We start from the raw sequence: 26,139 nt of genomic DNA, 5'->3' as shown, positions 1-26,139 counted from the left end.
ACTAACCGACATCAAGTTTGACAAGTAAGGAGTACAGCCATGCGCGCTGTTGGATTTTTGAATTCGCTACCAATCGAAGAAGCTGAAAGCCTGTTCGATGTGGACCTGCCGGACCCTAAACCAGAAGTGAATGATCTACTGGTCGAGATCGAGGCAGTCTCGGTCAATCCGGCGGATGCCAAACGGCGCATTCGCACCGCTCTAGACACACCACATGAGACACCGTTTATCCTTGGCTATGATGCGGTGGGCATCGTGGTCGAATGCGGAGCTGACGTGACCGGTTTCAAACCGGGCGACCGGGTGTGGTACGCAGGCGATGCCAATCGCCCCGGCTCTTACGCGTCGTTGCAATGTGTTGATCACCGCATTGCCGCCCATGCACCCAAAAGCGTCTCTCCCGAAGCTGCGGCATCTCTGCCACTGGTTTCGCTAACCGCGTGGGAAATCCTGTTTGAACGGTTGCAGGTGCCGCAGGGCGAAACTCCGTTTTCACTGCTGATCATTGGCGGCGCTGGCGGTGTTGGATCAATCACCGCGCAGATTGCCCGCAAATTGACCAATGCAACAGTAATCGCCACAGCTTCGCGGCCTGAAACGGCCAAATGGTGCCGTCAAATGGGCGCTCATCATGTGGTGAACCACCGGGATCTGGTCAAGGATATGAAGCAGGCCGGGTTCGAGCAGTCCGATTACATCGTGCAATATGCCGACACCGCCCAGCACTGGGATGCCATGTGCGAGTTGATCGCGCCTCAGGGCCGGATCGGTACCATTGTCGAGACCTCGGAAAAGCTGGATGTTTCGGCGCTGCAAGGTAAATCTGCCGCGCTGATGTGGGAGCTGATGTTCACACGCTCGCTGTTTGGGACGCCGGATATGTACAAGCAGGGGCAAATCCTGACGCACATGGCACGTATGGTTGATGATGGGACCATTGCCACAACCGAAACCAAGGTCCTCCATGGATTGTCTTCGGACACCTTGAAAGAGGCGCATCAGATTATCGAAGGCGCTGCCATGATTGGCAAGCTGGTGATCAAATACTAACCTCAAGACTCGGATCAATGACTATGGCGCAGGCGCAGCCCCTTGATGGGCAATATGACTATATTATCGTAGGGGCTGGCACTGCCGGCTGCGTGTTGGCCAACCGGCTGAGTGAGAACCCCAAAAACCGGGTGTTGTTGCTAGAGGCCGGGGGGAAGGACAATTACCATTGGGTGCATATCCCGGTGGGCTATCTTTATTGTATTGGTAACCCACGTACTGACTGGATGATGAAAACCGTGCCCGAGCCCGGACTGAATGGACGCAGTCTGGTGTATCCACGGGGTAAAGTGCTGGGCGGCTGTTCGTCCGTCAACGGCATGATCTACATGCGCGGTCAGTCCACGGATTATGACCATTGGCGTCAGCTGGGCAATGTTGGCTGGGCCTGGGACGACGTGCTGCCCTATTTCCTTAAGTCCGAGGATCACCACGGCGGCAGCACTGATCTGCACAGGTCTGGTGGGGAATGGAAGGTCTCAAAGCAGCGGCTTGAATGGGACATTCTGCGAGCGGTGCAGGTGGGGGCTAAGGAATTTGGAGTTATGCCGCGCGAAGATTTCAATGATGGCAGCAACGAAGGCAGCGGCTTTTTTGAGGTCAACCAAAACAATGGCGTGCGCTGGAATACCGCCAAGGGTTTTTTACGTCCGGCAATGAAACGGCCCAACCTGCGTGTGATCACCAAGGCCGAGACTGAGCGGCTGGTGATCGAAAATTACCGCGTTACTGGCGTTCTGTTCCGCCACAAAGGCAAGTTGCTGCAAGCCAATGCCAATGCTGAAGTTCTGCTGGCCGCCGGGGCAATCAACTCACCCAAGGTGCTGGAACTGTCAGGCATCGGCAATCCAGACTTGCTGAGGGGGCTGGGGGTGGATGTAGAGCATAATTTGCCCGCAGTCGGAGAGAACCTGCAAGACCATCTGCAAATTCGCACTGTGTTCAAGTTAGAGAACGCCAAGACGCTGAACACTATGGCCAACAGTCTGTTTGGCAAGGCGCGGATTGCGATGCAATATGCGCTAACCCAAAGTGGGCCAATGTCGATGGCGCCCAGCCAGTTTGGTATGTTCACCAAATCAGATCCGTCGCTAGAGATGCCCGATCTGGAATACCATGTGCAACCGCTGTCCACCGATAGATTAGGTGACCCGTTGCACCCGTTTCCGGCAATTACAGTATCAGTGTGTAATCTGCGCCCTGAAAGCGTCGGCGACTGTCATATTAACAGCGCCGAAAGTAGCAAGCAGCCAAATATCCGTCTGAACTACCTGTCAGCAGAAAAAGACCGGCGCATAGCGGTGCAGTCGATCAAGCAAGCGCGTCAAATTATGACGGCCAAGGCGCTAAGCCCTCACATGCCACAAGAGATCCTGCCTGGCCCAGAGACGCAGACAGATGAAGAGATTTTGCAGCAAGCCGGTAATATCGCCACCACCATTTTCCACCCTGTGGGCACCTGCAGAATGGGCAGTGATGAGCAGTCTGTGGTTGACCCGCAGTTGCGCCTGCGTGGGCTCGACGGATTGCGCATTGTTGATGCTTCGGTGATGCCCAAAATCGTTTCGGGCAATACCGCGTCCCCGGTGGTTATGATCGCCGAAAAAGCCGCTGATATGATTTCCAATGACGCACGCTGAACGGGCTATCTAGAAAACCTGAAAAGTGGCAGCGTTATGGTGTTTCTAGTTGAAAGCGGCGAAGCAGGCCGGTCATGTCCATGTTTCAGGGGAACAATAGTGATGCCCGCTAACGTTCATGTAGCAACACGAGATCATTTGTTTCGTGGGGGTGATGTTTGTGTGGAAAAGTTCAAAAAATTGTCGCCGTCATTGTTGCCTTTTTGCGGACAGCAAGGCAGCTCGCCTGCATTTTGGTGAGGCGAACTATCCTTTTGGACAGGCCGAAAACTCGAAAGACGGGATTGTTCGACTTATGCACTAATAGACAAATAGTGACAATTTTATGTATTTTAATTGCAGAGAGGCACACTAACAAAAGGGAGCCCGTCATGTTCGCCAAACACGCCAAACACGCCAAAGAGCAAGAGCAACACGATGTAACCCTTATGCAGGCCACCTTGGTCAGCAAGAGCTCGAGTACAAAAACGAATGTTTTCTTGCGGATGTGCCGCGAGAACAGGTCTTCAAAGCGCGCAGCTGTCAGGGGCTGCGTCACCGCCTCCTAGGAGAATCTTTAGTTCAGCTAACTTTCAAATGTTCAAACGTCCGAGCAACATCAGCAGTCAAAAATAAGGTAAAAGCCATGATGAAGACTATGATTAAATTGACAATGAGCCTTGGTCTCACCGTAATGGTTGCCCAGCAAGCAACCGCTCAGCAAAATAGAAAATGTGCCCCGCGTGATGCCGTTATCGAACGGTTGGCCAATACATATGGCGAAAGTCGTCAAAGCATTGGCTTGGGTGAACAGGGAATGGTCATCGAAACCTTTGCCTCTTCCAGTACCGGCACTTGGACTATCACGGTGACGACCCCAACTGGTCAGACTTGCCTTGTGGCGTCAGGACGGTCTTGGGAAGAATTAGCTGAGGCTTTGCCTCCACAGGGTAACGACGCGTAATCTTGTTGCAACTGACGCTTAAAGGCGGTTCGATATTCCGATAAACCCCGGCCCAATGGTCGGGGTTTATTCGTTGGCTATCTAACGCGTGAAACGGCGCTCCAGCTAGAAACACAAGTCAGATCTGTTGACCGGTCACTACGTGCTCCACATTGGAAAGCTGACAGGCGCATCTGTTAAGGTCGATCAGAAACATTGACTGCAGGAGACGTTTAGGTGGCTTTGGCAGTTGTGTGGTCTCGTAGGAACAGGCCAATCAACAGGAAAAGCACGGCAAAAGTCGTTTCGATTACAAGCGCTGGGTAGATCTCCGCTCCCACAGCTCCACGCATGTGTTCATAACTGCCAAGCAGCGCCAAGCAAAGCCAAGGCATCGCCAAAGCCAGAGCTGCAATCTTCTGATTGCGATATAGAAACGCTGCAGCAAAAGAAAGTGCCGCTAGGCCAAGGAACATCGCACCGGCGCGGCGGGCGACAAACGCGACTGATGCATCGGTTGGCAGACCAAAGGATGCAATCATAGCCTCAGGGTCAGTAAGGAGCGCATAGCTCAAGTAGCACTGCAACACTCCCGCGAGAAGCGTCGTGGTAAGGAAAAGTTTGGTCATTTAGGTGTCTTTCGAATTGTTAGGGGAAATCAGGCGCAATACGCGCTGGAACATCGATTGACGTTGTTCCGCGGTAGAGCCGCTCATTAAATGTTGAAAGCCAAGAAATGCCGCATACTCTATGGTGGCCAATTCACGCGCCTTTGTCAGTTCCAGCCCGTCAGTTTTTGCAATCAACTGCGCTACAAACCCGATGCGACGTGCATCGACCCTTGCGATCAGCTGGCGGGCAGGGGGCTCGGTATGAGCCCAAACTCGAATGGAGCGTTCCACCCCGTCGTCGAGTTCCGCAGCAATGATTGGGACGGCAATACGCTGTGCCTGCGGGTCGGGTTGCGAGGCAACATAGTCCTCGACCATCTGTGTGTGCTGTACCTCCCAATAGAGGAGCAGCGTCTCTTTGTAGGGATCAATCGAACCAAAGTGGAAGTAGAATGAACCCTTGGAGCGATCCACTTCTTTACAGAGCCGATCAACCGTTAGGGCGGTGGGTCCTTCTGTCTTTAGCAGCATAAGGCCGGTTTGCAGCCAGGTGTCCCTAGATATGCGTTTGGATTTAGGAGGCATGTTACACCAGTTTGGACTTCTATACTGTCAGGTATAGTTTAGCTCAACGATGCGCAAGATCGTTCTTGCATTTACGTGGTTGCGAGGTCTTGGGTAGTTGTTTGGGCTTCGAGGTCGCAAAGCCCAAACAATTCAGTCATTTAAGTGTTACGAAGCTAATGGGCCTCTGACAGAGCCAAGGCACTGCACACAGAAACCAACCAGTCACGTGTAGCTTCGGTTAGAAAGGGCGACAATCTGCTGACCACCTCTTCGTGATAAGTGTTCAACCAATCCAGCTCTGAAGGGCTCAGGCTGCTGAGGTTGAGCATATCGGTCTGGATCGGAGCAAACGTCAGGTTTTGGAAGGACAGAAACCCGTCAGCTTCCTCGACAATTTCAAACAGATTTTCAATACGGATGCCAAATTGGTCAGCTGCATAAAACCCGGGCTCGATCGAAAGGACCATTCCCGGAACAAGATCGACAGGATTTACGTCTTTGCCAATCCTGTGGGGATGTTCATGAACTGAAAGACAATGACCAATCCCATGACCGGTGCCATGGTCATAGTCCAGCCCTAGATCCCAAAGCGGACGACGGCAGATTGCGTCGATATGGTGGCCTTGTGTGCCTTTGGGAAAACGCAGGGTGGCCAGTGCGTGAAATGCTTTGAAGACAGCAGTGTAGGCCCGCCGGTACTCTTCGGAGGCCGCCCCAAAGCAGAAACTACGGGTCACATCGGTTGTGCCAGTGTCGTATTGGCCACCACTATCCAGTAGATAAGGGTTTTCAGGCAGGATTGGCGCATTCTGCTCAGGGGTTGTGGAGTAATGGCACATGGCGGCATTACCCGAAGCGGCCGAGATCGTGTCGAAGCTTTCGCAAATGAAACCAGGTCGGGCCTTGCGCAAGGCAAGGATCTTTTCTTCTGCGTCGCGTTCACGTAACGGACTTCCGGTGGCAGATAGCATAGGGACAGCTTTGGAAATCCAGGCGCAGAATTCCGTCAAAGCAACCCCATCTTGGACATGACAGGCGCGTATCCCCTCTAGTTCTGTCGCGTTCTTTTTGGCCTTTGCCAAAGTCAGAGAGCTAGTTTCATTGACTTCAACCGCCTGAACATCAGCAAGTGCCAAGCGTACAGCAATGGGTGAAAACCCGGGATCCAGCAAAACGGCTTTACCAACACCAACCCGTTCTAAAATTGATTTTAGAAAATCACCCTGCGGTAAGACCACAACTTTTTCGGGAATACTATCGTGCACCAGATCATCAAATTTCGACTGATCGACGGACCAGAATACCTGTCCCGATTGTTCCACCAGAAGAAAGGAATGTGGTACCGGAGTGTAAGTTAGGTCCTCGCCGCGTACATTCATAAGCCAGGCAATATTGTCTGGCTGGGTTTCGACAAAGAAATCTGCGCCAGCGTTCACCATGTGCGCCGTCAGGTCTGACAATTTATCCGCACTGGATTTACCGGAAAATTGCAGCGGGTAGGTTGAGATGAGCCCCTTTGGCTGCGTGGGTTGATTGTGCCAAATCACATCCACTGGATTGCTGTTTTGCGATACAAGCTTGGCCCCCACATTGGTGCAGCTCTGATGGAACTGGTCATGCCATGTGGTTGGCAAGTGCATTGGGTCGAACCCTACAGCCCATTCCGACATAGCATTTGTTGCCAACCATTGCGCTGGCGGTGCATCGTGCAAATGCCAATGTGTAAACAGATCACCTGGGCATTCATTTGCAACCTGCACTGTGTAGCGCCCGTCAACAAAAACCGCGACGGTGCCGTGTGTGACGATGGCCATGCCGGCCGATCCAGAGAAGCCGGTGATAAATTTCAACCGTTCATCATGAGGTGCTACATATTCCCCCAAATGTGCATCAAAACGCGGAATGATAAAGGCGTCCAAACCTCGTGCAGACATCTCGGTACGCAAGGCTGCAATATGCTGAGCTGCCGTAGGAATAGAAGTATCAGGCATTTTCACTGACCTCTTCAGCGTGGTGACAAGCGACTTCACCGCGACCCGGTAACGCACGCAGCTCTGGTACTTCAATTTTGCAAAAATCGGTCGCATGGCGACAACGCACATGAAAGGGACAACCCGGTGGCACGTTCAAAGGAGAAGGCAACTCACCTTGAAGTCGGATCGCACTCCCTTTGTCGTCGGGATCAAGGGACGGTGCGGCGCTAAGAAGGGCTTGCGAATAGGGGTGTGAGGGGTTGGAGAACAGCGTTTCGCTATCTCCCACTTCGACAATTCGGCCCAGATAGATCACTGCCACGCGGTTCGAGACATGGCGGACCAGACGCAAGTCATGGGCGACAAACAGGATTGTCAGGTTCAAACGGTCCTGCAGTTCCAGCAGCAGGTTGACCACCTGCGCTTGCACGGAAACGTCTAGCGCTGACACCAGCTCATCAGCGATCAGCACCTCAGGCTCTACCGCCAATGCCCGGGCGATAGCGATACGTTGGCGTTGCCCGCCGGAGAATTCATGCGGTAGCTTGCCCGCTGCATCCTGTGGCAGGCGAACAAGATCCAACAATTCAGCGACGCGCGACGCAATCTCGCCTTCCGGCCGCATCTTGTGCACGCTGAGAGCTTCGGACAGGATCTGTCCAGTGGTCATGCGTGGATTAAGAGACGAGTACGGGTCCTGAAACATCATCTGAACGCGGCGGTTATAGCTGCGGTCAGCTTTTGCACCCGCAGCGAAAATGTCTTTGCCATCAAAGTGAATGGAACCGCGTTTGGGTTCGTAAAGACGTACGATGCAACGGGCCAGTGTTGACTTTCCGCAGCCGGATTCCCCTACCACGCCAAGGGTCTCTCCCTTGTTCAGCTGCAGGCTGACGCCATTGAGCGCCCGAACAACCCGCCCCGGACGCTGTTTTACAAAGTCGATGAGTGTACGGGACCCTTGGAATTCCAGCTCGATGTCTTTGATGTCCATTACGGGCTGGGTCATGCGGCGGCTCCCTGTGCATCGATGACAGGATTGAAACAGGCAACCGACCGGCCCTGCGCGATGGCTTCAAGCGGCGGGCGCGCGACAAGACAGCCTTCGGTCCGGCCTTGGCAGCGAGGCGCAAAAGCGCATCCTTGCGGTAGTGCTTCGAGACTGGGAGGGGTGCCAGGCACCGTATACAATTGGCTGCGCGGCGGAACATCCTGCGGTACTGAGCGCATCAGGCCCACGGTGTAGGGATGGCGCGGCGCGCGCAAAACCTGGCGCACATCACCCTGTTCGACAACGCGCCCGGCATACATGACTGCAGCCCTTTTGCAGGTCTGGGCGACAACACCAAGATCGTGGGTAACTAGGATCACCCCCATCTCCAACTCATCCGCCAGTGACAGGATCAGATCAAGGATTTGCGCCTGAATGGTGACATCCAGTGCCGTGGTTGGCTCATCGGCCAACAACAGCTTCGGGCTAGCCGCCAGTGCGATAGCAATCATCACCCGCTGACGCATGCCTCCGGAAAACTGGTGCGGGTATTCGTTCAGCCGCGAGGCGGCGGCTGGAATGCCTACGTGATCCAGCATTTCGATCGCGCGATCACGGCGGGCGGCACGGCCCATGTCAGTATGGGCTTTCAGGGTTTCGGTCAGTTGCAGGCCTACCGTCAACAGCGGGTTAAGCGAGGTCATCGGTTCCTGAAAAATCATCGCAATGTCGCGGCCCCGGATGTGGCGCAATTTGCGTTCCGGCATCTGAGCAATATCCTGCCCCATCCATTTAACACTGCCGGTAACATCGCCGTAGCGACGCGATAGACCGAGGATAGAACGCAGGGTGACGCTCTTGCCGGATCCACTTTCACCAACAAGACCAAGCACTTCTCCCTTGCCGACATTAAAGCTAACATCGCGCACCGCGGGGAGTGCGACGCCCCCCCGAGTGAAAGTCGTGCAGAGGTTCTCGACCTCAAGTATTGGCTGGGTATCACTCATTTTCGTTCCTCATCCACGGGGGCGCAGCAGGTCTGCAAGACCGTCACCAAGCAGGGAAAAGCCAAGACCCGTCAGGACAATGGCGATGCCGGGCATCAGACTGAGCCACCAGGCAGTGGTAATGAAGTTGCGACCTTCTGCGATCAACACGCCCCATTCGGCCTGCGGTGGTTGGGCGCCAAGGCCCAAGTAACCCAGCGACGAACCAAGCAGGATCGCCAGAGCCATATCGGTCATCCAATACACAATCACCGGGGTGATCGCGTTGGGCAGCAGATGACGAAAGATAATACGCCGGTCGGAGTATCCCATCACGATACCAGCGCCGGCATAGTCATTTCCCATCTGGGCAATCACTTCGGCCCGCATCAGGCGTGCGTAGTATACCCAGCCCACCAGCGTGATCGCGATATACATATTGATCAGTCCAGGCCCGAGCACGGCGACAACCGAAATCACCAGAACCAGAAATGGAAACGTGATTACGGCATCGACCACCCGGCCAAACACCATATCAGCGACACCGCGGTAATACCCGACCAGAGCGCCAACAATAACACCGATGGTCATTGCGAACACCGTGGCCAAAATCGCCATCTGCATATTGACCGTATAGGCAAAAATCACCCGGCTCAGGCTGTCCCGGCCCAACATGTCAGTGCCAAAAGGGTGGGCCCAGCTTGGTGCCTGCTTCACGGCGACATAGTCGATTAGGTTGGGGTCATAGGGGGCAAAAACGCCCGGCATCAACGCCAGCATGGCTGACACCCCGATGATGAAGGCGCCGACCAGAAAGCCAGGTTTGCGCAGAGCCAACTCAATGCGGGTTTTCTGCGGGATGGTGGCTTCAGCGGAGAGTGCGGTGATATCAGTCATGTCAGGCGCATCCGGGGATCAAGAGTACTTTGGAACAGGTCTGTCAGCAGGAAGACCACTGAAACCAGAACTGCGAAAGTCAGTGTCAGACCCTGGATCAATGGATAGTCACGGGCAAATATCGCCTCGAGCATCAGTCGCCCGACACCTGGTACTGCAAACACAGTTTCAGTCACCAGTGTGCCGCTCATCAAGTTGCCAATCGACAGGCCCAGCAGGGTGACGGTTGAAATCAACGCGTTGCGCAGGACATGCCGACCCAGGACAAGTCGGTCGGGCAATCCCTTGGCGCGGGCAAACTGAACGTACTCGGCATCCAGAACTTCGATGATTGCAGACCGTAGGTTGCGCATGATGATCGCAGAGGTATAGAGCGCAACGGTCACGGCAGGTAAAAACAAGTGATGCAGCCGTTCGATAAAGGTATCGCCATAACCGCCGACCGGAAACCAACGCAGTTGTGCGGCCAGAAAAGTCAGCAGGATCAAACCTATATAGAAAACCGGCATTGATAGCCCGACCTGGAATACAGTGCGGATCACCGCATCAGGCCATTTATTGCGGTTCAGAGCTGCGACAAAAGCCAATGGGCCAGCGATGAGCAGAGACAGAGAAACGGCATAGACCGTCAGGAAAATTGTAGTGGGCAAACGGTCGAAGATTATGTCCGTAACCGGTGCACGCATAAGGATCGAACGGCCCAGATCACCTTGTAGGGTATTGGTCACAAACAGCCAGAATTGCACTAGGAGCGGTTGGTTTAAGCCCAGGCGTTCGCGGATAGCGGCCAGATCGGCATCAGAGGCACGATCACCTGCAATCGCAATCGCCGGGTCTCCGGGTAGAAACCGTACCAGAAGAAAAATGATGATCATGACCAGAAAAAAGGTCGGAATCATCAACAGCAATCGCTTGAGTGTGTATTGGATGATGGCCATTGTCGTCTCTCTTTAAGAAGGTGCCGCCGACACGATCGGTCGACGGCACCAGATCCGCTACTTCTAGCGGCTGACAGTTGCTTCTTCGAAGATATTGTTGCCCAGAGGCGTTTGGACATAGCCTTCGACGGCGTTGGATACTGCCACGGCAAAGGGAGTTTCATACATGAACAGCAAGGGCGCAGAGTCTGCATAGAGTTTCTGCATTTGAGCATACTGATCTGCACGTGTTTCAGCGTTGATTTCGGTCGCTGAAGCTTCGAACAGACTATTGAACTCTGGGTTCTCCCACCCTGTGCCTACTGCTTTAGCGGTGGGTGTATGACCCAACCAGCCAACTACTTGGCTAGGATCGTTTACATCGTTCACCCAGCCATAGGTGTGGATGTCAAACTCACCTGACCGGTTTTTGGCGCCACGTGTCGCTCCATCAACCTGTTCTACTTCCAGCGCAATTCCTAAAGGTGCCCACATCTGCTGGAGCGCCGCAAAGATAGTGCTGTCATCGGCCGATCCAGCCAGAGTGGTAAAGGTGATCTTGGTCCCCGGTGCGACACCTGCATCGGCAATCAGAGCTTTAGCCTTTTCCATGTCATAGCCATAGAGTGGGCCAAGATCCGACGACAGTTGTGTGGCAGCGGCCATCAGCGGTGAGGTCATCGGTTTACCTGCGCCCTGTAGAACCAACCCAATTAGCGCGTCTTTGTTGGTCGCATAGTTGATCGCCTGACGTACCCGTACATCGGCCAGAGGGTTCGGAGTGCCGTCCGCGCGGGCTTCACGTGTGTTGATCGGCGAATAGATGATCCGGGTTGATGGATAGAGGTTCATGTTGATCGACGGATCAGCTTCAAGTTCTGCAACCCGCGAAAACGGGATAAACTCGGCAGCATCTACCTCACCGGCTTGCAGCTTTAGGATCCGTGTCGCGTCGTCTGGGATGATCTGGAACTCAACACCATCAACGTAAGGCAAGGCCTTGCCGTCGGCGCCCACTTTCCAATAATTTGGGTTAGCAGAAAAGCTCATTGAAGAGCCTTGCTCAAAGCCTGAGAGGTAGAAAGGTCCGGACCCAACTCCAGCGCCACCTGCGGCGAAGATCGAAGCAGACTTTTCCTGATCGTTGGCCCCATCTGCGGCCTCAAATACGGATTTTGAAACAATCGCTGTATTGAAAGTAGCCAGCATCGACAGGATTGTGGGATCAGGTGCCTTAAGTGAGATGGTGACGGTAAGGTCGCTTGCTGACACATTGTCGATTGACCCTAGCAAGCCCGCCCAGGGGCTGAGGTCTGGATTGCGAGCCCGGTTCAGCGAAAAGATTACATCATCGCCAGTTAGCGGCGCGCCGTCTGAAAACTGTAGCCCCTCTTGCAGGGTTAGCGTCACGGATAGGCCGTCGTCCGACATTTCGTGGCTTTCGGCCAGACCTGCAACCACTGAATTCCCGTCGGGGCTGGACCGCAATAATGTGTCAAATAGGCTGCCAACCATCCAGATATCCGGATTGCGGTCAGCATAAATTGGATCAATTAGTTTTGAACCGTCATAGCGGGCGAAATTCAAAACCCCGCCGCGATCTTGCGCCATTGCGGGCGTCGTAAGTGCCGTTGCTGCAGCAACGGCCGCCGCCAGTAACTTGCCTCTCATAGTCGTGTCCTCCCAAGACGATTGACTGTGAGCCGGAGTATAAGTCGTTTTATTAGTCTGACTATAATTTTTTTTAGTAGCGCTGAAATCTTGCAGTTTTAAGGCGCTTCTGTGTCGAAACTGGTTGGGTTTTAGAGGTATTTTCAGACCCTTACGGCGGCGCGAACATGTTGTTAAAACGTTTGAGGAGCTCCGGTCTTCCGGTCATTCTGGACAAGAGGCTGCGCCAATCGACACAATCTCAATACTTCCCCCACTGACATCGATTTGCATTTTCGAATCAAATTCAGCGGGGGGCGCAGATCAGATTTTGCTGTTGGCATCGCTCATTGGCGAGGTGCAAACCCAAAGCTCTACAGCTTCGGTGTCGCTCAGAACTTTGGAAAAGTGCGGTTTGGAAGTGTCATGGTGAATAGTGTCGCCCGGGGAAACAACGAATATTTCGTCACCTAAGTGATACTCCAGCTGGCCTGACAGCAGGTAACAAAACACTTCACCATCATGTTGCATCTTCTCAGATATATGCCCCGGTGGCCGGTGAATGATTGATGAATAGAGCAATGACCCAGCAAATCCCGGCCCCAGTTTTTCATATAGGCGGCCAGCCGTACCTAGCGAATAAGTCTGACGTTTATCTTTAGGAGTATATTCGCTTAACTCTTCCGGCACGCTCAAAAGTTGTTCGATGTTGGTCTGAAGGCACGATGCAATGCTCATGAAGGACGACAGCGAAGGTGAGCTGATGCCGCGCTCAACTTGAGAGATAAAGCCCGTGGTCAGACCTGCTTCGTTGGCAACATCTTCCAAAGTTTTCTTCAGCGCTTTCCTGCGGTAACGAATGGCGTTTCCCAACTGGGTAGGTTCTGGGCCAGCTGTACGCTTGCGTCGTTTGTTTGGTCCGTCCATCCGTCTGTCCTTTGTATTCTAAAAGCAATCACAACCTACTATGGAACAGGGCCATACAGGCAATGTGTCAAATAAGGTCGCGTTTTAGCTGTGCTGGTTGGCCACTTTCCTGGCTTAATACCACAAAGTTGAGCATATTTAGGCATTCTAAAATAAATTTTAGTACATGCCGTTCCCTTGAACGGTTTTGTCTGGGTGAAATAGTTGCCCGTCAGCGTGACCCGAGGTGCAACGGGTTTATCGCAAGAAAACTGGCGCATTGCTGTTGTAACCAAAGGCCAAACGTCTGGGCATTCACGTCGTTCTTCATTTTGGGTGGGTAGACAAAGAAGTAGCCGTCTTCAAATTTTGTTCGCCCGCCAAATGGTATGATCAAATCCCCAGAATCGATTTCTCTTTGGACAACCAGATCGGATATCAAGGCAATGCCAATACCACAGCTGGCTGCTCCAATTGCATAAGAGTGGAATTCAAATTTCGGACCGCTCGTGTCCTTGGCGGTTTCGATACCCAGATCTGTGAACTAGTTTTTCCACAACAGGGGCCACGTCGTATGTTGAATAAGAGGGAATTTGAGCAAGTCTTTTGCTGCTTTAATCTCTTGGCCATCCAACAGGCTGGGGGCGCATACCGGGACTACAAAATCGCTCATTAAAGGTAGCAGATGGACATCGACACCATCGAAGAACTGGTAGAGTTCTTTTCTGTCGCCCCGCGTGCCGGGGTGAAGGCGGTGGTCCTTGCTGGTGCTGGCGATCATTTTTGCGCCGGTCTGGACCTGATTGAACACCATGATGCCGACCGCAGCCCGGCGGACTTCATGCATGTCTGCCTGCGCTGGCACGAGGCCTATAACAAAATGGAATACGGTGGGGTGCCGGTGATTGCGGCCCTGCAGGGGGCGGTTGTTGGGGGCGGATTGGAGCTGGCCAGTTCAGCCCACGTCCGGGTGATGGACCAAAGCGCCTATTTTGCTCTGCCCGAAGGGCAACGCGGTCTGTTCACTGGCGGTGGGGCAACCATCCGGGTGACGGATCTGGTTGGCAAATCGCGGATGATCGACATGATGCTGACCGGGCGGGTGTATCAGGGTCAGGAGGCGGTCGATCTTGGTCTGGCCCAGTATATCGTTGACGGATCCAGCCTGGACAAAGCCATGGAACTGGCCCGCCGGGTGGCCGAGAACCTGCCACTGTCAAACTTTGCCATCTGTTCCGCCGTCAGCCATATGCAGAACATGTCAGCGATGGATGCCGCCTATGCCGAAGCCGTGGTGGCCGATGTGGTGAACACCCAACCCGAAGCCCGCGCCCGCCTCGCCGCCTTCGCCGACAAAATCGCAGCCCGCGTGCGGCGCAACGACTAACCCAACCAAGAGCGCGGCAAAACAACCGCGCTCAACATCAAATGGGTGAACAGAACACCAAAAGCTAAAGGTCTGGGGCAGGGCGTTCACCAATTGCGTGGCAAGTTAGGCTCGCAACCTTTCATTTGCAGGGTCCCAAAGCGGTTGATCTTCCTGCACGACAGCAGCGCATTTTTGTCCGTAGATATCGACCTCCAGTTTTGTACCAGGCACCGCAAAATCTGCGCGCACTGTACCCAGTGCTATTGAGGCATTCACGCGGTAGCCCCAGTCTCCACTGGTGGTTTCACCTATGATTTCACCGTCTTTCCAGATGCAGGACATGTAGGGTGCATCGGCAATACCGGCTTCGACAATCAGCGTCACAAAACGCCTCTTCACGCCTTGCTGCTTTTCGGACAGAATAGCTGCTTTGCCGGGGAAATCCTGTGGCTTGTCGAGTTTGACAAAGCGTTCCAGCCCTCCTTCAAGCAGTGAATAGTCTGTCGAAAGATCACCTTTCCACGCGCGATAGCCTTTTTCGATACGCAATGAATTCAGCGCATACATGCCAAACGGCTTGGCTCCGGCCTCCAGTATGGCCGCATAGATCGCAGGTTGGTCACCGTTGGCACAGTGGACTTCCCAGCCTAGCTCACCAGCAAAGGAGACCCGAGCAAGGAATGCAGATTTACCTGCAACTGTAGCCTCCTGATGTGTCAGCCAGCCCAGTGACAGATCAGCGTCCGTCAGAGACGCAAGCAGATCGCGCGATTTTGGACCAGTGACGATCATGGTGCCAAATTCGGTGGTGTGATCCGTCAGGCTAAGACCCGTTGGTAGGGCATTCTTCAGGATCTCAAAGTCGTGCCACTGTGCTGCACCTGCGGTAATCATGGTGAAATGATCTTGACCGTGACGGATGCAGGACATTTCAGTCAGGATCCGGCCGCGGTCATCCGAGAAATACACAAGGTTCATACGGCCCACTTTGGGTAGCCCACCAGTGACCATGCCACGCAGGAATTCGGCTGCACCTTCGCCGGTCAGATTGAAACGCGAAAATCCGGGCAGATCGAGAACACCAACACCGTCACGCACTGCTTCGCACTCTTCTTTGATACGTTGCTGCCAAGGGCCTGAACGACCCCAGGTGTGGGTGGCTTCTTCGGATGTATCATCCCCATCCTGCGCAAACCAGTTGGCACGTTCCCAGCCGTTATACGCGCCCATAACGCCGCCCAACTCCATGACTTTGGTGTGGACCGCACCGGTTTTTTTGTCGCGTCCTGCTGGCCATTCGTGGTGGGGGAAGTGCATTGCATATTCATTGCCATAGACCTCCTTGCCTTTTTGCACGCAGTAGTCGTGATCAGTGTAATCGGTGTAGCGACGCGGATCGACTGCCCACATGTCCCATTCGGTCTGACCATCGACAATCCACTCGGCCAGAACTTTGCCGGCACCGCCGCCTTGGGCAATACCAAAGGTGAAAACACAGGCTTCAAATGCGTTCTTGACGCCGGGCATTGGCCCAAGCAGCGGTAAGCCATCCGGGGCATAGGGGATTGGACCGTTGATGACCCGCGATATGCCCGAGGTCGCCAACGAGGGGACCCGCTCCATGGCGTCCATCATGATGTCTTCGATCCGGTCGAGATCATTCTGCCAGAGCTGAAAACTGAAATCCTCGGGCATCGGGTCATCCTCAGTCTCCCAATGTGCCCGGCAGTTGGGCTCATAAGGGCCAAGGTTGAAGCCATGTTTTTCCTGACGCAGATAATAGGACACATCCACATCCCGCAGCAGAGGCAGTTTTTTCCCGGTTTCTTTGGTATAGGCTTCAATTTCGGGGATTTCTTCTGACAGCAGGTACTGATGGCTCATCACCATCATTGGCACAGTGCGGCCGCCAAAGGGTTTGAACCACTCACCCACACGCTGGGCATAGTACCCGGCTGCGTTGACCACATAATCGCAATCAATATCACCTTTGTCGGTATGTACGGTCCAGCTGCCATCATCATGCTGCGTGACACCAGTTGCCGGGCAGAACCGAATGATTTTGGCCCCCATGTCGCGGGCACCCTTTGCCAAAGCCTGCGTTAGCTGAGCCGGGTCGATGTCCCCATCGTGCGGATCATACAAAGCCCCGGCCATGTCATGGGTTTCAAGGAAGGGATAGCGTTCCTTGGTCTCTTCAGGCGTCAGGATCTTGATGTCCATTCCCTGATAGCGACCCATGGATGCCGCCCGTTCAAACTCCTGCATCCGTTCTGCCGTATGCGCCAGACGGATCGACCCGGTTACATGATAGTTCATCGGATAGTCGACTTCGTCACCCAGGCGCGCATACAGCTCGGTTGAATATCGCTGCATATTCATGATCGACCATGATGTGGAAAAGGTGGGAACATTGCCCGCCGCATGCCAGGTTGACCCGGCCGTCAGCTCGTTCTTCTCCAGCAATACGCAATCGCTCCAGCCTTTCTTGGCCAGATGATACAGTGACGAGGCACCAACAACGCCACCGCCAATAATGACAACCCGTGCCTTGGATGGGAAATCGACCATGAGCTTACTCCTCCTCTTGCGGCACTCCATCCGCGATGTCGTAATAATCACCTTTCGAGGCGACAAAGATGTGTTTGGCAATTTTGATGCCGGTGTCGCCATTAACCGCACCTAGGGCAAAACTGATGGTGTCCTCACCTTTGCCTTTCCAGAACAGGTAAGACCCGCAACGCGAACAGATGCCTCGTTTGGCGATGTCGCTGGCCGCAAACCAAGTGACGGGGCCTGTGATGGTCAGGTCACTGTCAGCAACATGAGCTGAGGCCCAGATGCCGCCCGCCTGCTTGCGGCATTGGCTACAGTGGCACATGGATGGTCCCTGTGGCTCAGCAGCGGTTTCAAACTGGATGTCGCCACACAGGCAGGATCCTTTGATCATCTCTTATCCTTTTAGAGAGGGGGTGCTGCTGGCTCCCAACAGAACCCCGTAGCAAATAAAGCAGACCGCCATCACGCGGCGGATCCAAACATTAAACACGGCTGCCATCGCCGCCCGTCCCAATCCGGCCCCAAGCGCAGTATAGCCGGTGTAGCTAAGTGCGGTGATCGTCAGAGCCGTGGGCATGATCACTCCCATTTGCTGCCAAACCGGAACATCTGGTTGTACAAATTGGGAAAAGGCAGCGAGATACCCGGCAACGCTTTTGGGGTTGATCGTGGCGACTGCGAGTGCGTGGAGGTAGACGTGTCGGGCAGGGCGCTCCGCCGTTGGGGCAGGGTTGCCTGCGTTCATCCAGCCTCGAACGCCCAGATAGATCAAGAAACCTGCGCCAATCAGTTTAGCAATGAAAAACCCGGTCGGCGAAGCCGCGATGAGTGCGGTAACGCCAAAAGCCGAGAGAACAAGAAACAGGGTGGATTGGGTGAGGATTGCGAAAACCCCGATCATTGCTTTTGGAAACGGCAAAGCCATCCCGTTGCTAATGCAGTTCACAGCATTTGGACCGGGCGTGGTGACAAAAACCACCCAGAACAAGGCGAATATGGTCCAGGATTCAAAGCTCATGACGTCAATAAACCGGCGGAGCGATCACCCAGATCGCAACAGCCGGTTGATCATAAGGGTTGGCCCAGTGATAGGGTTCATGGCGGATCCGAAAACTATCGCCTGCGCTTACAGTAAATGCCTGACCGCCAATAACCAGATCAAGGCGACCGGAAATTATGTATCCCACTTCCTGCGTTGGTCGGTCAGCTATGGTTTGCATTTTGGAATGGGCCTGAAAAGTCGAATGCACCATTTCAAAATCATCCGTGAGATCGGGCGAGAGAAGCTCTTCGATCAAGCCTTCTTCGCCTGCTCCCATCGCACGTCGGGCCCCTTCACGTACCACATACCCTTGTTCATGGGCCGGGGCGTGGGTGTGGCCGAACAGCATTGACATAGGCACGTTCAGGCAGGCTGCAATTTGGCGAAGGTCCGAAATTGTCGGCTCGGACATATCCCGCTCCACCTGACTAAGCCAACCAACCGACCGGTCCAAACGCGTTGCGATATCAGTCAGCGTTAACCCTCGCGCCTTACGCAATGCACGTATGTCAGCACCAAGTGATGCAGTTAAGGCGGCCTGTGTGTTCAACGGAAACTCCTAGCAATAGCGCGTGAAAAAATGACCCATGTTTTCACCGTGCGGGTGTTTGGTGAAATTTTCAAGTGGTTTTTCACCAAAGTCGCAAACAGAACAGAATCCATTTTGAACATTGGCATTCTGAACGGACTAGGCTTGGAGGGAATATGCAAAAAGAGCAGTGTTTTGTTAGCCTGATTGGCCGCACAATTGGTGCAGCTAGAGGGCGCGCGGCCCGCGGTAGGCCTGCACGGATCTGACCCACCCTTAGATCCACTTGTACCAATAGGCCTTCATATGAACGATCAGACCAAAACTCCCGCCCGCGCAACTCGTAGTGGAGGCCGGGCCGCTCGTCGTGCTGCCCGTGCAGCCCCACTTGCAGAAAACCTACGCGCCATCCGTCCTGGCATGGAGGGTGGCACGCTCAAACCGCTCAGCGAGCAAGACATGGAGCGTATACATCAAAGTGCGCTGGATGCGCTGGAACAGATTGGCTTAGCTGACGCGCCGCAAAGCGGTATCGACTACCTAGTCGGTGCAGGTTGTATTTTGGGAGACGACGGCCGTATCCGTTTTCCGCGGGCACTGGTTGAAGAGACTATAGCCAAGGCCAATCGTTCGGTCACATTGTTTAGTCGAGATGGAAAGACCGACCTGAATTTATCTGGCAGTCGGGTTCATTACGGCACCGCTGGTGCGGCAGTGCATATGGTGGATGTGCATGGGCGCAATTACCGCGAGTCAACAGTGCAGGATTTGCACGATGCCGCCCGGATTTCGGATAGATTGGACAACATCCACTTTCTGCAACGACCTATGGTCTGTCGTGACATCCCCGACAATCGCGAGATGGATTTGAACTCTATTTACGCGACCACAGCAGGCACAACCAAACATGTGGGTGTTTCCTTCACCGAACCGGACTTTGTCGATGACGCGCTTGAAATGCTGCACATGATTGCAGGTGGTGAAGATAAATGGCGAGAGCGTCCCTTTGTGTCGAATTCCAACTGCTTTGTTGTTCCCCCAATGAAATTCGCTACTGAAAGCTGCGAAGTGATGGAAAAATGCATTGCCGGGGGCATGCCGGTGTTGCTCCTGTCTGCCGGTATGGCAGGTGCGACAGCGCCGTCGACTATTGCTGGTGCAATTGTGCAGGCCTGTGCCGAGTGTTTGGCCGGTCTGGTTTATGTTAACGCCGTCAAACCAGGGGCCCCCGCGATTTTCGGCACTTGGCCTTTTGGTTTGGACCTGCGGACCGGCGCAATGAGTGTTGGATCTGGCGAACAGGCTTTGCTGACGGCTGGATGCGCTCAGATGCATAAGTTTTATGGCGTGCCTGGTGGTGCAGCTGCGGGTGCCTCAGATTCGAAGCTTCCTGATATGCAGGCTGGCTGGGAACAGATGTGCACCGCCGTGATGGCGGGCTTATCCGGTCTCAACATGGTATATGAGGCGGCCGGAATGCATGCTTCACTGCTGGGGTTCTGTCATGAATCCCTGATCTTGGGGGATGATCTTATCGGTCAGGCGCTGCGCTGTGTTCGCGGCATCGAGGTCAACGACGAAACGCTCGCCTTGGATCAAATTAGGGCCACCTGTATTGGCGGCCCCGGTCATTATTTGGGGACGGATCAAACGCTTAGCAGAATGCAATCTGATTACGTCTACCCAGGCCTTGGCGATCGTACTTCCCCCAAAGAATGGGAAGAGTTGCAAAAGCCAGATCTGTTGAAAAAGGCCTCAGCACGTAAAGAACAAATTCTGCGTGAACGATCCCAGGCCCGATTTGATCCTGAAACCGATGCTGCTCTTCGTGCTAGGTTTACTATCCATCTCCCAGCTTAATGTTGGGAGAGGACTGCAACGACGATATTGTTTAACGGCGAGGTGGCGAATTTGGCTTTCGCCACTTCAATTCAGTTTCGTGGGGGAAAATTGCGCATGTATGTATCTCCACGCAAAGCTGTATTGTGTTTGGTTCCTATTCAGCTCCCAAAGCCAGCAAAACTTCTCGTCGAGGGGACTTCAGAACATGTCAAAAGCTTCGGTTGTCGAGTGGACAGGTTTGACCCACAATATTGCTAGCTCTGCCCGAAGAGATCTCTGATATGCGCCTGCTGATATTGTTGAGACAACGGGCAGTGGGCGTTCCGAAGTTGTGATAGGGCCAACCCGACGGAGATGTTGATTCCACTTATTAAGAGCCACTGAACATCTCTCAGGTATGTTGACCAGAAGGCGGTAGTGATTCGTAGTATCAAATAGGTGGTTAATGGCTGTAAGTTTTCAACTCAGCTCAGTGCTGAGGGCATTAAAGAAACGAACTTACCTACCTGCGTTTGTTGCCTTCGTTGTGGTTGTGATTGCATTTGTTTTTGCTGAAAAGCAAAACGCGACCATCCACAATCAAAATCTCCGTGCGGATGTCCAGAACGAAGCCGGGATGGTTGTATCGCGGCTGAAGGGCCAATTGGGGGCGGACCTACAGTTGATACGAGGGTTGGTTGCCGTATTGTCAACCGAACCAACTATGGACCAGGCCCGTTTCGGAAAGCTAGCAGAGCAGGTAATTAGCGGCCATAATGAGGTCCGGCTTGTGGCCGTTGCTCCCGATTTGGTGGTCTCGCTGATTTATCCAGTAGCCGGAAACGAGGCCGCAATTGGCTTGGACTATAACAAGAATGAAGCGCAAAGAGATGCAGCCTATCGTGTTCGCGATAGCGGTGGAGTGGTGCTTGCTGGGCCGGTCAACCTGGTGCAGGGCGGGCGTGGTTTTATTGGCCGGTTTCCAATCTATACAGGTACTGGCCCGCAGCGGAGTTTTTTTGGAATCCTGTCGGCCGTTATCGACGTTGACACACTCTATGCCGAATCGGGGGTGACCGATCCCAATGCAGGTATCGAGCTGGCGCTGATTGGTCATGACGGTATGGGGTCTGAAGGGGCCTTGTTCTTTGGCGATGCTGATATTGTTGACGATAACCCGATTCGGATCGATATTCCCCTAGCGCAAGGAAGCTGGCAGTTGGTGGCCCGACCTCGGGGTGGGTGGACTGCCCAACCTGACAATCTATGGCCGCTACGGATGTCGCTGTTGGCCGCAGGTGCGCTGATCCTTTTCCCGACCATAATGGCTGGTAGCTTGTCGGCAGGCCGACGCGCGGTCATCTATACTCTGAAACGACGTGAGCGCGAACTTGAGACTTTGTCTCGCCGTTTGGAAGTTGCAGTCGAGACCTCAAAAATCGGGATCTGGGAATATGAGCCAGCCAGCGAGCGACTGATTTGGGATCAGCAGATGCGCAGCCTTTATGGTAAAACGCAATCCCCCGAGGAAAACCTCATAGAAACATGGCAGCAACGCTTACACCCATTGGATCGTGATATTGCCATTGAAGCGTTTGAAACTGCGCAAAAAAAACTAGGTGCCTATGCCTCAGATTTCCGAATTGTTTTACCGGACGGCCAGGAAAAGCACATTCGCGCTCTAGGCAGCGTGTTCGCGGATGCAAACGGTCGCAAACGGATTATCGGTGTGAACTGGGATGTGTCGAAGGATGTGCATCTGCGTGAAGAAGTGATGCGTACCAATCAAACTCTCCAGGAGCGTAATGTTGAGTTGTACGACGGGCAAATCGCGCTTGAGCAGGCTCATACAGAACTACAGACAAAACAAGCAGAGTTGCATCGATTATCGTTGGTGGCAAAGCACGCGTCGGATAGCATTATTCTGACAGATGCAGAAGCCCGGATTGTCTGGGTCAATGAGGCTTTTACACGGGTGACGGGCTATTCAGCTGAAGAGGCAATTGGAGCATCTACGGGTAGTTTGCTAAATGGACCAAAAACTGACGCGGCGGTGATTGATGATATCAACGACCATTTATCCATGGGGCAGCGGTTCCATACAGAAGTTCTAAACTACACAAAATCGGGTGCTGAGATCTGGATTGATACAAACTTAGTGCCAATCTTGAATGAGGAAGGTGATGTTGAACTGATCATCGGGATCGAACGCGACATCACTGGGGCCAAAAATCGAGAACGGGAACTGGCTGAAGCCAAGCTGGCGGCAGAGCACGCGGACCGTGCAAAATCCGAATTTTTAGCGAATATGAGTCATGAAATTCGCACTCCGATGAATGGAATTATTGGCATGGCAGGGCTGCTGTCCGAAGCCGACCTACCGGACAATGAACGCCAATTTGTTGATACAATCCAAGACTCCTCGGTCGCACTGCTGAAAATAATTAACGACATTCTAGATCTGTCGCGGTTGGAAGCAGGCAAGCTGGAAATCTCTCCAACAGATTTCAAATTGCGTCACTGTGTGGAAGGCGCAATTGACTTGTTACGTCCCAAGGCTCGCGACAAAGAGATTTCGCTTTCGGTCAACTATGCTGCCGGGTTACCTGAATTGATGCATGGCGATGATGGACGGTTGCGTCAGATTTTGGTCAATTTGGTCGGCAATGCGGTGAAATTTACATCTCAGGGAGGCGTAACTGTGAATGTTGGTTGCGCCAAGAATGATCCTTACCGGTTGCTGGTCGAGATTGATGATACCGGAATCGGCATCTCAACCGAACAGGCCACGCATATTTTCGACCGCTTCTCGCAAGCTGACACCGCGACGACGCGGGCTTTTGGGGGCACCGGTCTTGGCCTGACAATCTCTAGCGTTCTTGCCGAACGAATGGGTGGAGAAATCACTTTACGTTCCGAACTGGGCAAAGGGTGTTGTTTCAGTCTTTCCGTACAACTGGCGCCGGCACAGGGACCACTCGTCAAAGAAGTACCCCGAGTTGACGTGCCAGCTGCTATTCTGGCGGATAGTCTGGTTTTGCTGGCTGAGGATAACAAAGTTAACAGGTTGCTGATCAACAAATACCTGGGTGATCAGCCGCTGGAGTTGATCGAGGCAATAAACGGCCGCGAAGCCGTTACTTTGTGTCAGACACGCGTGCCAGACATTGTGCTTATGGATATGTCGATGCCCGAATTGGATGGCATCTCTGCAACGCGGGAGATCCGGGCGCTGGACATTGTGCAGCCTACAATCGTTGCATTGACCGCCAATGCGTTTGAAAGCGACCGGGATGCCTGTTTGGCGGCTGGGATGGATTGTTTCTTGTCCAAACCCATCAAGAAAGCGCACTTGCTTCGGACGCTTGCAGCCCTGCAAGCCGAGCGCCTAGAGGAAAAGCAAAGGGCTTAGCCGTCCAATGTGACGAAGCGTCGATCCGGTATCCTGTTAAAAAAGGTTGAAAAACTGAGCCTGCGTTTACAGAAAATCTCCGTTGGCGGTGTTTTTTTGCGGCAATTTCTTCCGGTTGCGCCATCTGATTAAGTTAAGCTGCAGGCGTATGTAAAAACCGAGCAACCCGGCAGCCATAAACAACGGCTACTGTGGAGGCTCGCCAACATGGAAAACGTCCTTAGCCTAGTGCCTGTGTTAATTAAAATGGCTATTGTCGTAGGCGTTCTTTTATTGCTGCCACTCCCTTTGACTTGGCTGGAGCGTAAAATAGCTGCACATATCCAGCAGCGACCAGGTCCGATGCGCGTGGGGTGGCACGGGTTACTGCAACCGCTGGCCGATGCCATCAAACTGCTGACCAAAGAAGATCATATCCCAGCCGAGGCTGACCGGATGCTGTTTTCGATCGCCCCGGTGGTGGCACTGGTGCCGCCCTTTCTGGTCTTTGTTGCAATCCCTATTGGCGACCCCATTCAGATGTTTGGCACCGAAATTGCGTTGTCGATATCAGATCTGAACGTTGGATTGCTGTTTATTCTGGCAGTGTCGGGAATAGGAGTGTTTGGCACAATTTTGGCGGGTTGGGCCTCGAACAGTAAATACGCAGTTCTTGGCAGTTTGCGTTCTATTGCTCAGATGATTTCCTACGAGATCCCTATGGGTTTTTCCGTCATAGGCGTGGTGATGCTCGCGGGATCGATGCAGCTGTCCCAAATTGTGTCCTCGCAGCAAGGTTTGTGGAATGTTGTGGTGCAGCCAATTGGTTTTTTTGTTTTTTTTGTTTCAGGTCTGGCCGAGGCACAACGTATTCCGTTTGATCTGCCCGAAGCCGAGGGTGATCTCGGCGCAGGCTACCACACGGAATACAGTGGCATTCGATTTTCGCTCTTTATGCTTGCAGAGTACCTTGTTGTGGTGGTTCTGGCTTTTCTGAACGTGCTGCTGTTTTTTGGCGGTTGGCTGGGTGGTCCGGCATTTTTGCCCGCCACGTTCTGGCTGCTTTTGAAGGTCGGATTCTTCATCTGGGTGTTTATGTGGTTGCGTTTCACGTTTCCGCGCTACCGTTATGATCAGCTGATGACCATCGGCTGGAAGTTACTACTACCGCTCTCATTGCTGAATATTCTGGTGAGCGGATATGTGATGTTGTGAATAGCGAGTGAGTCGTCATGGCAAGGACAGGGGTAAAACGGAGCAACTGGATCGGCAGGGTCCTTCTGGTTGATCTACTGGCCGGGTTACGTTTGACGCTGGGGTATATGGTTTCAAAAACTGTGACCCACCACTACCCAGATTATGAAAAGTGGGTGCCATATCAACGCCATCGCGGCCATCATTTCATCAAGACAAATGATGAGGGTGAGGTGAATTGTGTCGCCTGTGAATTGTGCTCGCAAATCTGCCCCTGCGATTGCATCACTGTTATTCCCTTTGAGAATGAAAAGGGCGACCGCCGCCCCAAAGTGTTCGACATCAATTTGGCACGCTGTCTGTATTGCGGGTTGTGTGAGGATGCCTGTCCTGCGGATGCGATCAAGTTAGGTCAGGAATACGAAGTTGCGACCCACCATCGAGGAACCCTGGTGGTCCATCTCGAAGATCTGGTCAAGGCACCTGGAAAAGCTGGGAATGGGGGCGTGGTGCGCCCCGCGAAACTGGATCGCAACAGTGGTCTGAGGTCAGTCACTCAAACTGGCCCCAAGGATGCCGGGCTGGATTGGTGGTCGCGTATCCGAAGAGAGCGGTAACCAATATATGAAGGCGGCGCCACTACCGCAGTGGGATCAAACCAAGAAAGGGCGAAAAAAATGTATGTCAGCACAGTATTACGCCACAAAGGATCCGAGACCTTTTCGGTCGCGCCAGACGACAGCGTCTTGACGGCCCTTCAGTTGTTTGACGCCAAGAAGATTGGTTTTGCGGTGGTACTGGATCCTGCCGGAAAAGCGTTGGGAGGCGTTTCAGAGCGCGAGATCTGCAAAGCAATGGCGATCCCGGATGGTGGAGGGCGCCAAGCCGCGATCCGCGAGGTGATGACACCCAACGTGGGCACCTGTTCACCAGACGACAACCTGATCCGGATCATGGCTTTAATGACCGAAAAGCGGAATCGCCACATGCTGGTTTGTGATGACGACGGGCTGTGTGGGGTGATCAGTATTGGCGATGTGGTCAAACATCGGCTGGATGAAATCATGCGCGAAGAAGAAGAGCTGCTGAAGTACATCGACGGCACTGGCTACAGCGTTTGATGC

21 protein-coding genes and 1 pseudogene are annotated in these 26,139 nt (G+C 53.5%); 9 read left to right on the top strand and 13 right to left on the bottom strand.

Annotated features, from left to right (window positions below; all coding sequences use genetic code 11):
* Nucleotides 1-39: 39 nt before the first annotated feature.
* The 3 genes from FEE96_RS05650 to FEE96_RS05640 all read left to right on the top strand — a co-directional run bounded on the left by FEE96_RS05650 (nucleotide 40) and on the right by FEE96_RS05640 (nucleotide 3,633).
* On the top strand, nucleotides 40-1,050 hold the full coding sequence (locus FEE96_RS05650; protein ID WP_138162033.1) for a zinc-binding alcohol dehydrogenase family protein: 1,011 nt from the start codon (nucleotides 40-42) through the stop codon (nucleotides 1,048-1,050).
* Between the two features lie 23 nt (nucleotides 1,051-1,073).
* Nucleotides 1,074-2,690, top strand: coding sequence for a GMC family oxidoreductase (locus FEE96_RS05645; RefSeq protein WP_138162153.1), 1,617 nt, complete (start codon nucleotides 1,074-1,076; stop codon nucleotides 2,688-2,690).
* 628 nt (nucleotides 2,691-3,318) lie between these two features.
* Nucleotides 3,319-3,633: a hypothetical protein gene (locus tag FEE96_RS05640; RefSeq protein ID WP_245227147.1), complete on the top strand. Its 315-nt coding sequence runs from the start codon at nucleotides 3,319-3,321 to the stop codon at nucleotides 3,631-3,633.
* A gap of 212 nt (nucleotides 3,634-3,845) precedes the next feature.
* Here the strand turns inward: FEE96_RS05640 and FEE96_RS05635 are convergent, their stop codons facing one another.
* The 9 genes from FEE96_RS05635 to FEE96_RS05595 all read right to left on the bottom strand — a co-directional run bounded on the left by FEE96_RS05635 (nucleotide 3,846) and on the right by FEE96_RS05595 (nucleotide 13,131).
* A complete protein-coding gene (locus tag FEE96_RS05635; protein WP_138162031.1) occupies nucleotides 3,846-4,241 on the bottom strand; it encodes a hypothetical protein in 396 nt (131 codons plus the stop codon).
* Nucleotides 4,242-4,808 carry a TetR/AcrR family transcriptional regulator gene (locus tag FEE96_RS05630; protein ID WP_138162030.1) on the bottom strand — a complete coding sequence of 189 codons (567 nt, stop codon included), beginning with the start codon at nucleotides 4,806-4,808 and terminating at the stop codon, nucleotides 4,242-4,244. It abuts the gene before it with no gap.
* Between the two features lie 155 nt (nucleotides 4,809-4,963).
* Nucleotides 4,964-6,781 carry an aminopeptidase P family protein gene (locus FEE96_RS05625; RefSeq protein WP_138162029.1) on the bottom strand — a complete coding sequence of 606 codons (1,818 nt, stop codon included), beginning with the start codon at nucleotides 6,779-6,781 and terminating at the stop codon, nucleotides 4,964-4,966.
* Nucleotides 6,774-7,772 (bottom strand): ABC transporter ATP-binding protein, encoded by a 999-nt coding sequence (locus FEE96_RS05620; RefSeq protein WP_138162028.1) that lies wholly within the window; start codon nucleotides 7,770-7,772, stop codon nucleotides 6,774-6,776. The genes FEE96_RS05625 and FEE96_RS05620 overlap by 8 nt, the downstream gene beginning before the upstream one ends.
* Nucleotides 7,769-8,761, bottom strand: coding sequence for an ABC transporter ATP-binding protein (locus tag FEE96_RS05615; protein ID WP_138162027.1), 993 nt, complete (start codon nucleotides 8,759-8,761; stop codon nucleotides 7,769-7,771). Before FEE96_RS05615 ends, FEE96_RS05620 begins: the two co-directional genes overlap by 4 nt.
* 9 nt (nucleotides 8,762-8,770) lie before the next feature.
* On the bottom strand, nucleotides 8,771-9,637 hold the full coding sequence (locus FEE96_RS05610) for an ABC transporter permease (RefSeq protein WP_138162026.1): 867 nt from the start codon (nucleotides 9,635-9,637) through the stop codon (nucleotides 8,771-8,773).
* Nucleotides 9,634-10,575 carry an ABC transporter permease gene (locus FEE96_RS05605; protein ID WP_138162025.1) on the bottom strand — a complete coding sequence of 314 codons (942 nt, stop codon included), beginning with the start codon at nucleotides 10,573-10,575 and terminating at the stop codon, nucleotides 9,634-9,636. The genes FEE96_RS05610 and FEE96_RS05605 overlap by 4 nt, the downstream gene beginning before the upstream one ends.
* Before the next feature lie 63 nt (nucleotides 10,576-10,638).
* Nucleotides 10,639-12,225 carry an ABC transporter substrate-binding protein gene (locus FEE96_RS05600; RefSeq protein ID WP_138162024.1) on the bottom strand — a complete coding sequence of 529 codons (1,587 nt, stop codon included), beginning with the start codon at nucleotides 12,223-12,225 and terminating at the stop codon, nucleotides 10,639-10,641.
* Between the two features lie 303 nt (nucleotides 12,226-12,528).
* Nucleotides 12,529-13,131 (bottom strand): helix-turn-helix domain-containing protein, encoded by a 603-nt coding sequence (locus tag FEE96_RS05595; protein WP_138162023.1) that lies wholly within the window; start codon nucleotides 13,129-13,131, stop codon nucleotides 12,529-12,531.
* A 664-nt stretch (nucleotides 13,132-13,795) separates the two neighbouring features.
* Between FEE96_RS05595 and FEE96_RS05585 the strand changes: the two are divergent.
* A pseudogene (locus tag FEE96_RS05585) lies at nucleotides 13,796-14,497 on the top strand (crotonase/enoyl-CoA hydratase family protein); the annotation flags it as partial.
* A gap of 105 nt (nucleotides 14,498-14,602) precedes the next feature.
* On the opposite strand, the gene FEE96_RS05580 reads toward FEE96_RS05585, so the two are convergent.
* Genes FEE96_RS05580 through FEE96_RS05565 form a run of 4 tightly spaced genes read right to left on the bottom strand, consistent with a single transcriptional unit; the run spans nucleotide 14,603 to nucleotide 18,630 of the window.
* Nucleotides 14,603-17,050, bottom strand: coding sequence for a GcvT family protein (locus FEE96_RS05580; RefSeq protein ID WP_138162022.1), 2,448 nt, complete (start codon nucleotides 17,048-17,050; stop codon nucleotides 14,603-14,605).
* A 4-nt stretch (nucleotides 17,051-17,054) separates the two neighbouring features.
* On the bottom strand, nucleotides 17,055-17,429 hold the full coding sequence (locus FEE96_RS05575) for a GFA family protein (RefSeq protein WP_138162021.1): 375 nt from the start codon (nucleotides 17,427-17,429) through the stop codon (nucleotides 17,055-17,057).
* Nucleotides 17,430-17,432: 3 nt separating this feature from the next.
* On the bottom strand, nucleotides 17,433-18,056 hold the full coding sequence (locus tag FEE96_RS05570) for a LysE family translocator (RefSeq protein ID WP_138162020.1): 624 nt from the start codon (nucleotides 18,054-18,056) through the stop codon (nucleotides 17,433-17,435).
* Between the two features lie 4 nt (nucleotides 18,057-18,060).
* Nucleotides 18,061-18,630 carry a helix-turn-helix domain-containing protein gene (locus FEE96_RS05565; RefSeq protein WP_138162019.1) on the bottom strand — a complete coding sequence of 190 codons (570 nt, stop codon included), beginning with the start codon at nucleotides 18,628-18,630 and terminating at the stop codon, nucleotides 18,061-18,063.
* A 285-nt stretch (nucleotides 18,631-18,915) separates the two neighbouring features.
* Between FEE96_RS05565 and FEE96_RS05560 the strand changes: the two genes are divergently transcribed.
* From FEE96_RS05560 to FEE96_RS05540, 5 genes are all read left to right on the top strand, one after another.
* A complete protein-coding gene (locus tag FEE96_RS05560; RefSeq protein ID WP_138162018.1) occupies nucleotides 18,916-20,469 on the top strand; it encodes a trimethylamine methyltransferase family protein in 1,554 nt (517 codons plus the stop codon).
* 427 nt (nucleotides 20,470-20,896) lie between these two features.
* The gene (locus FEE96_RS05555) at nucleotides 20,897-23,842 is read left to right on the top strand and encodes an ATP-binding protein (protein WP_138162017.1); all 2,946 of its coding nucleotides are present in this window, start codon (nucleotides 20,897-20,899) and stop codon (nucleotides 23,840-23,842) included.
* A 207-nt stretch (nucleotides 23,843-24,049) separates the two neighbouring features.
* Nucleotides 24,050-25,036, top strand: coding sequence for an NADH-quinone oxidoreductase subunit NuoH (gene nuoH, locus FEE96_RS05550; RefSeq protein WP_138162016.1), 987 nt, complete (start codon nucleotides 24,050-24,052; stop codon nucleotides 25,034-25,036).
* A gap of 17 nt (nucleotides 25,037-25,053) precedes the next feature.
* Complete coding sequence (locus FEE96_RS05545; RefSeq protein WP_138162015.1) at nucleotides 25,054-25,632, top strand: 4Fe-4S dicluster domain-containing protein; 579 nt, start codon at nucleotides 25,054-25,056, stop codon at nucleotides 25,630-25,632.
* Nucleotides 25,633-25,692: 60 nt separating this feature from the next.
* A complete protein-coding gene (locus FEE96_RS05540; protein WP_138162014.1) occupies nucleotides 25,693-26,136 on the top strand; it encodes a CBS domain-containing protein in 444 nt (147 codons plus the stop codon).
* Nucleotides 26,137-26,139 lie beyond the last annotated feature (3 nt).

Origin of the sequence: Parasedimentitalea maritima (assembly GCF_005771405.1) — a bacterium.
In the GTDB taxonomy this organism is placed as follows: domain Bacteria; phylum Pseudomonadota; class Alphaproteobacteria; order Rhodobacterales; family Rhodobacteraceae; genus Parasedimentitalea; species Parasedimentitalea maritima.
The sequence above is the reverse complement of the archived record's forward strand: the minus strand, read 5'-3'. Positions and strand labels throughout refer to the sequence as shown.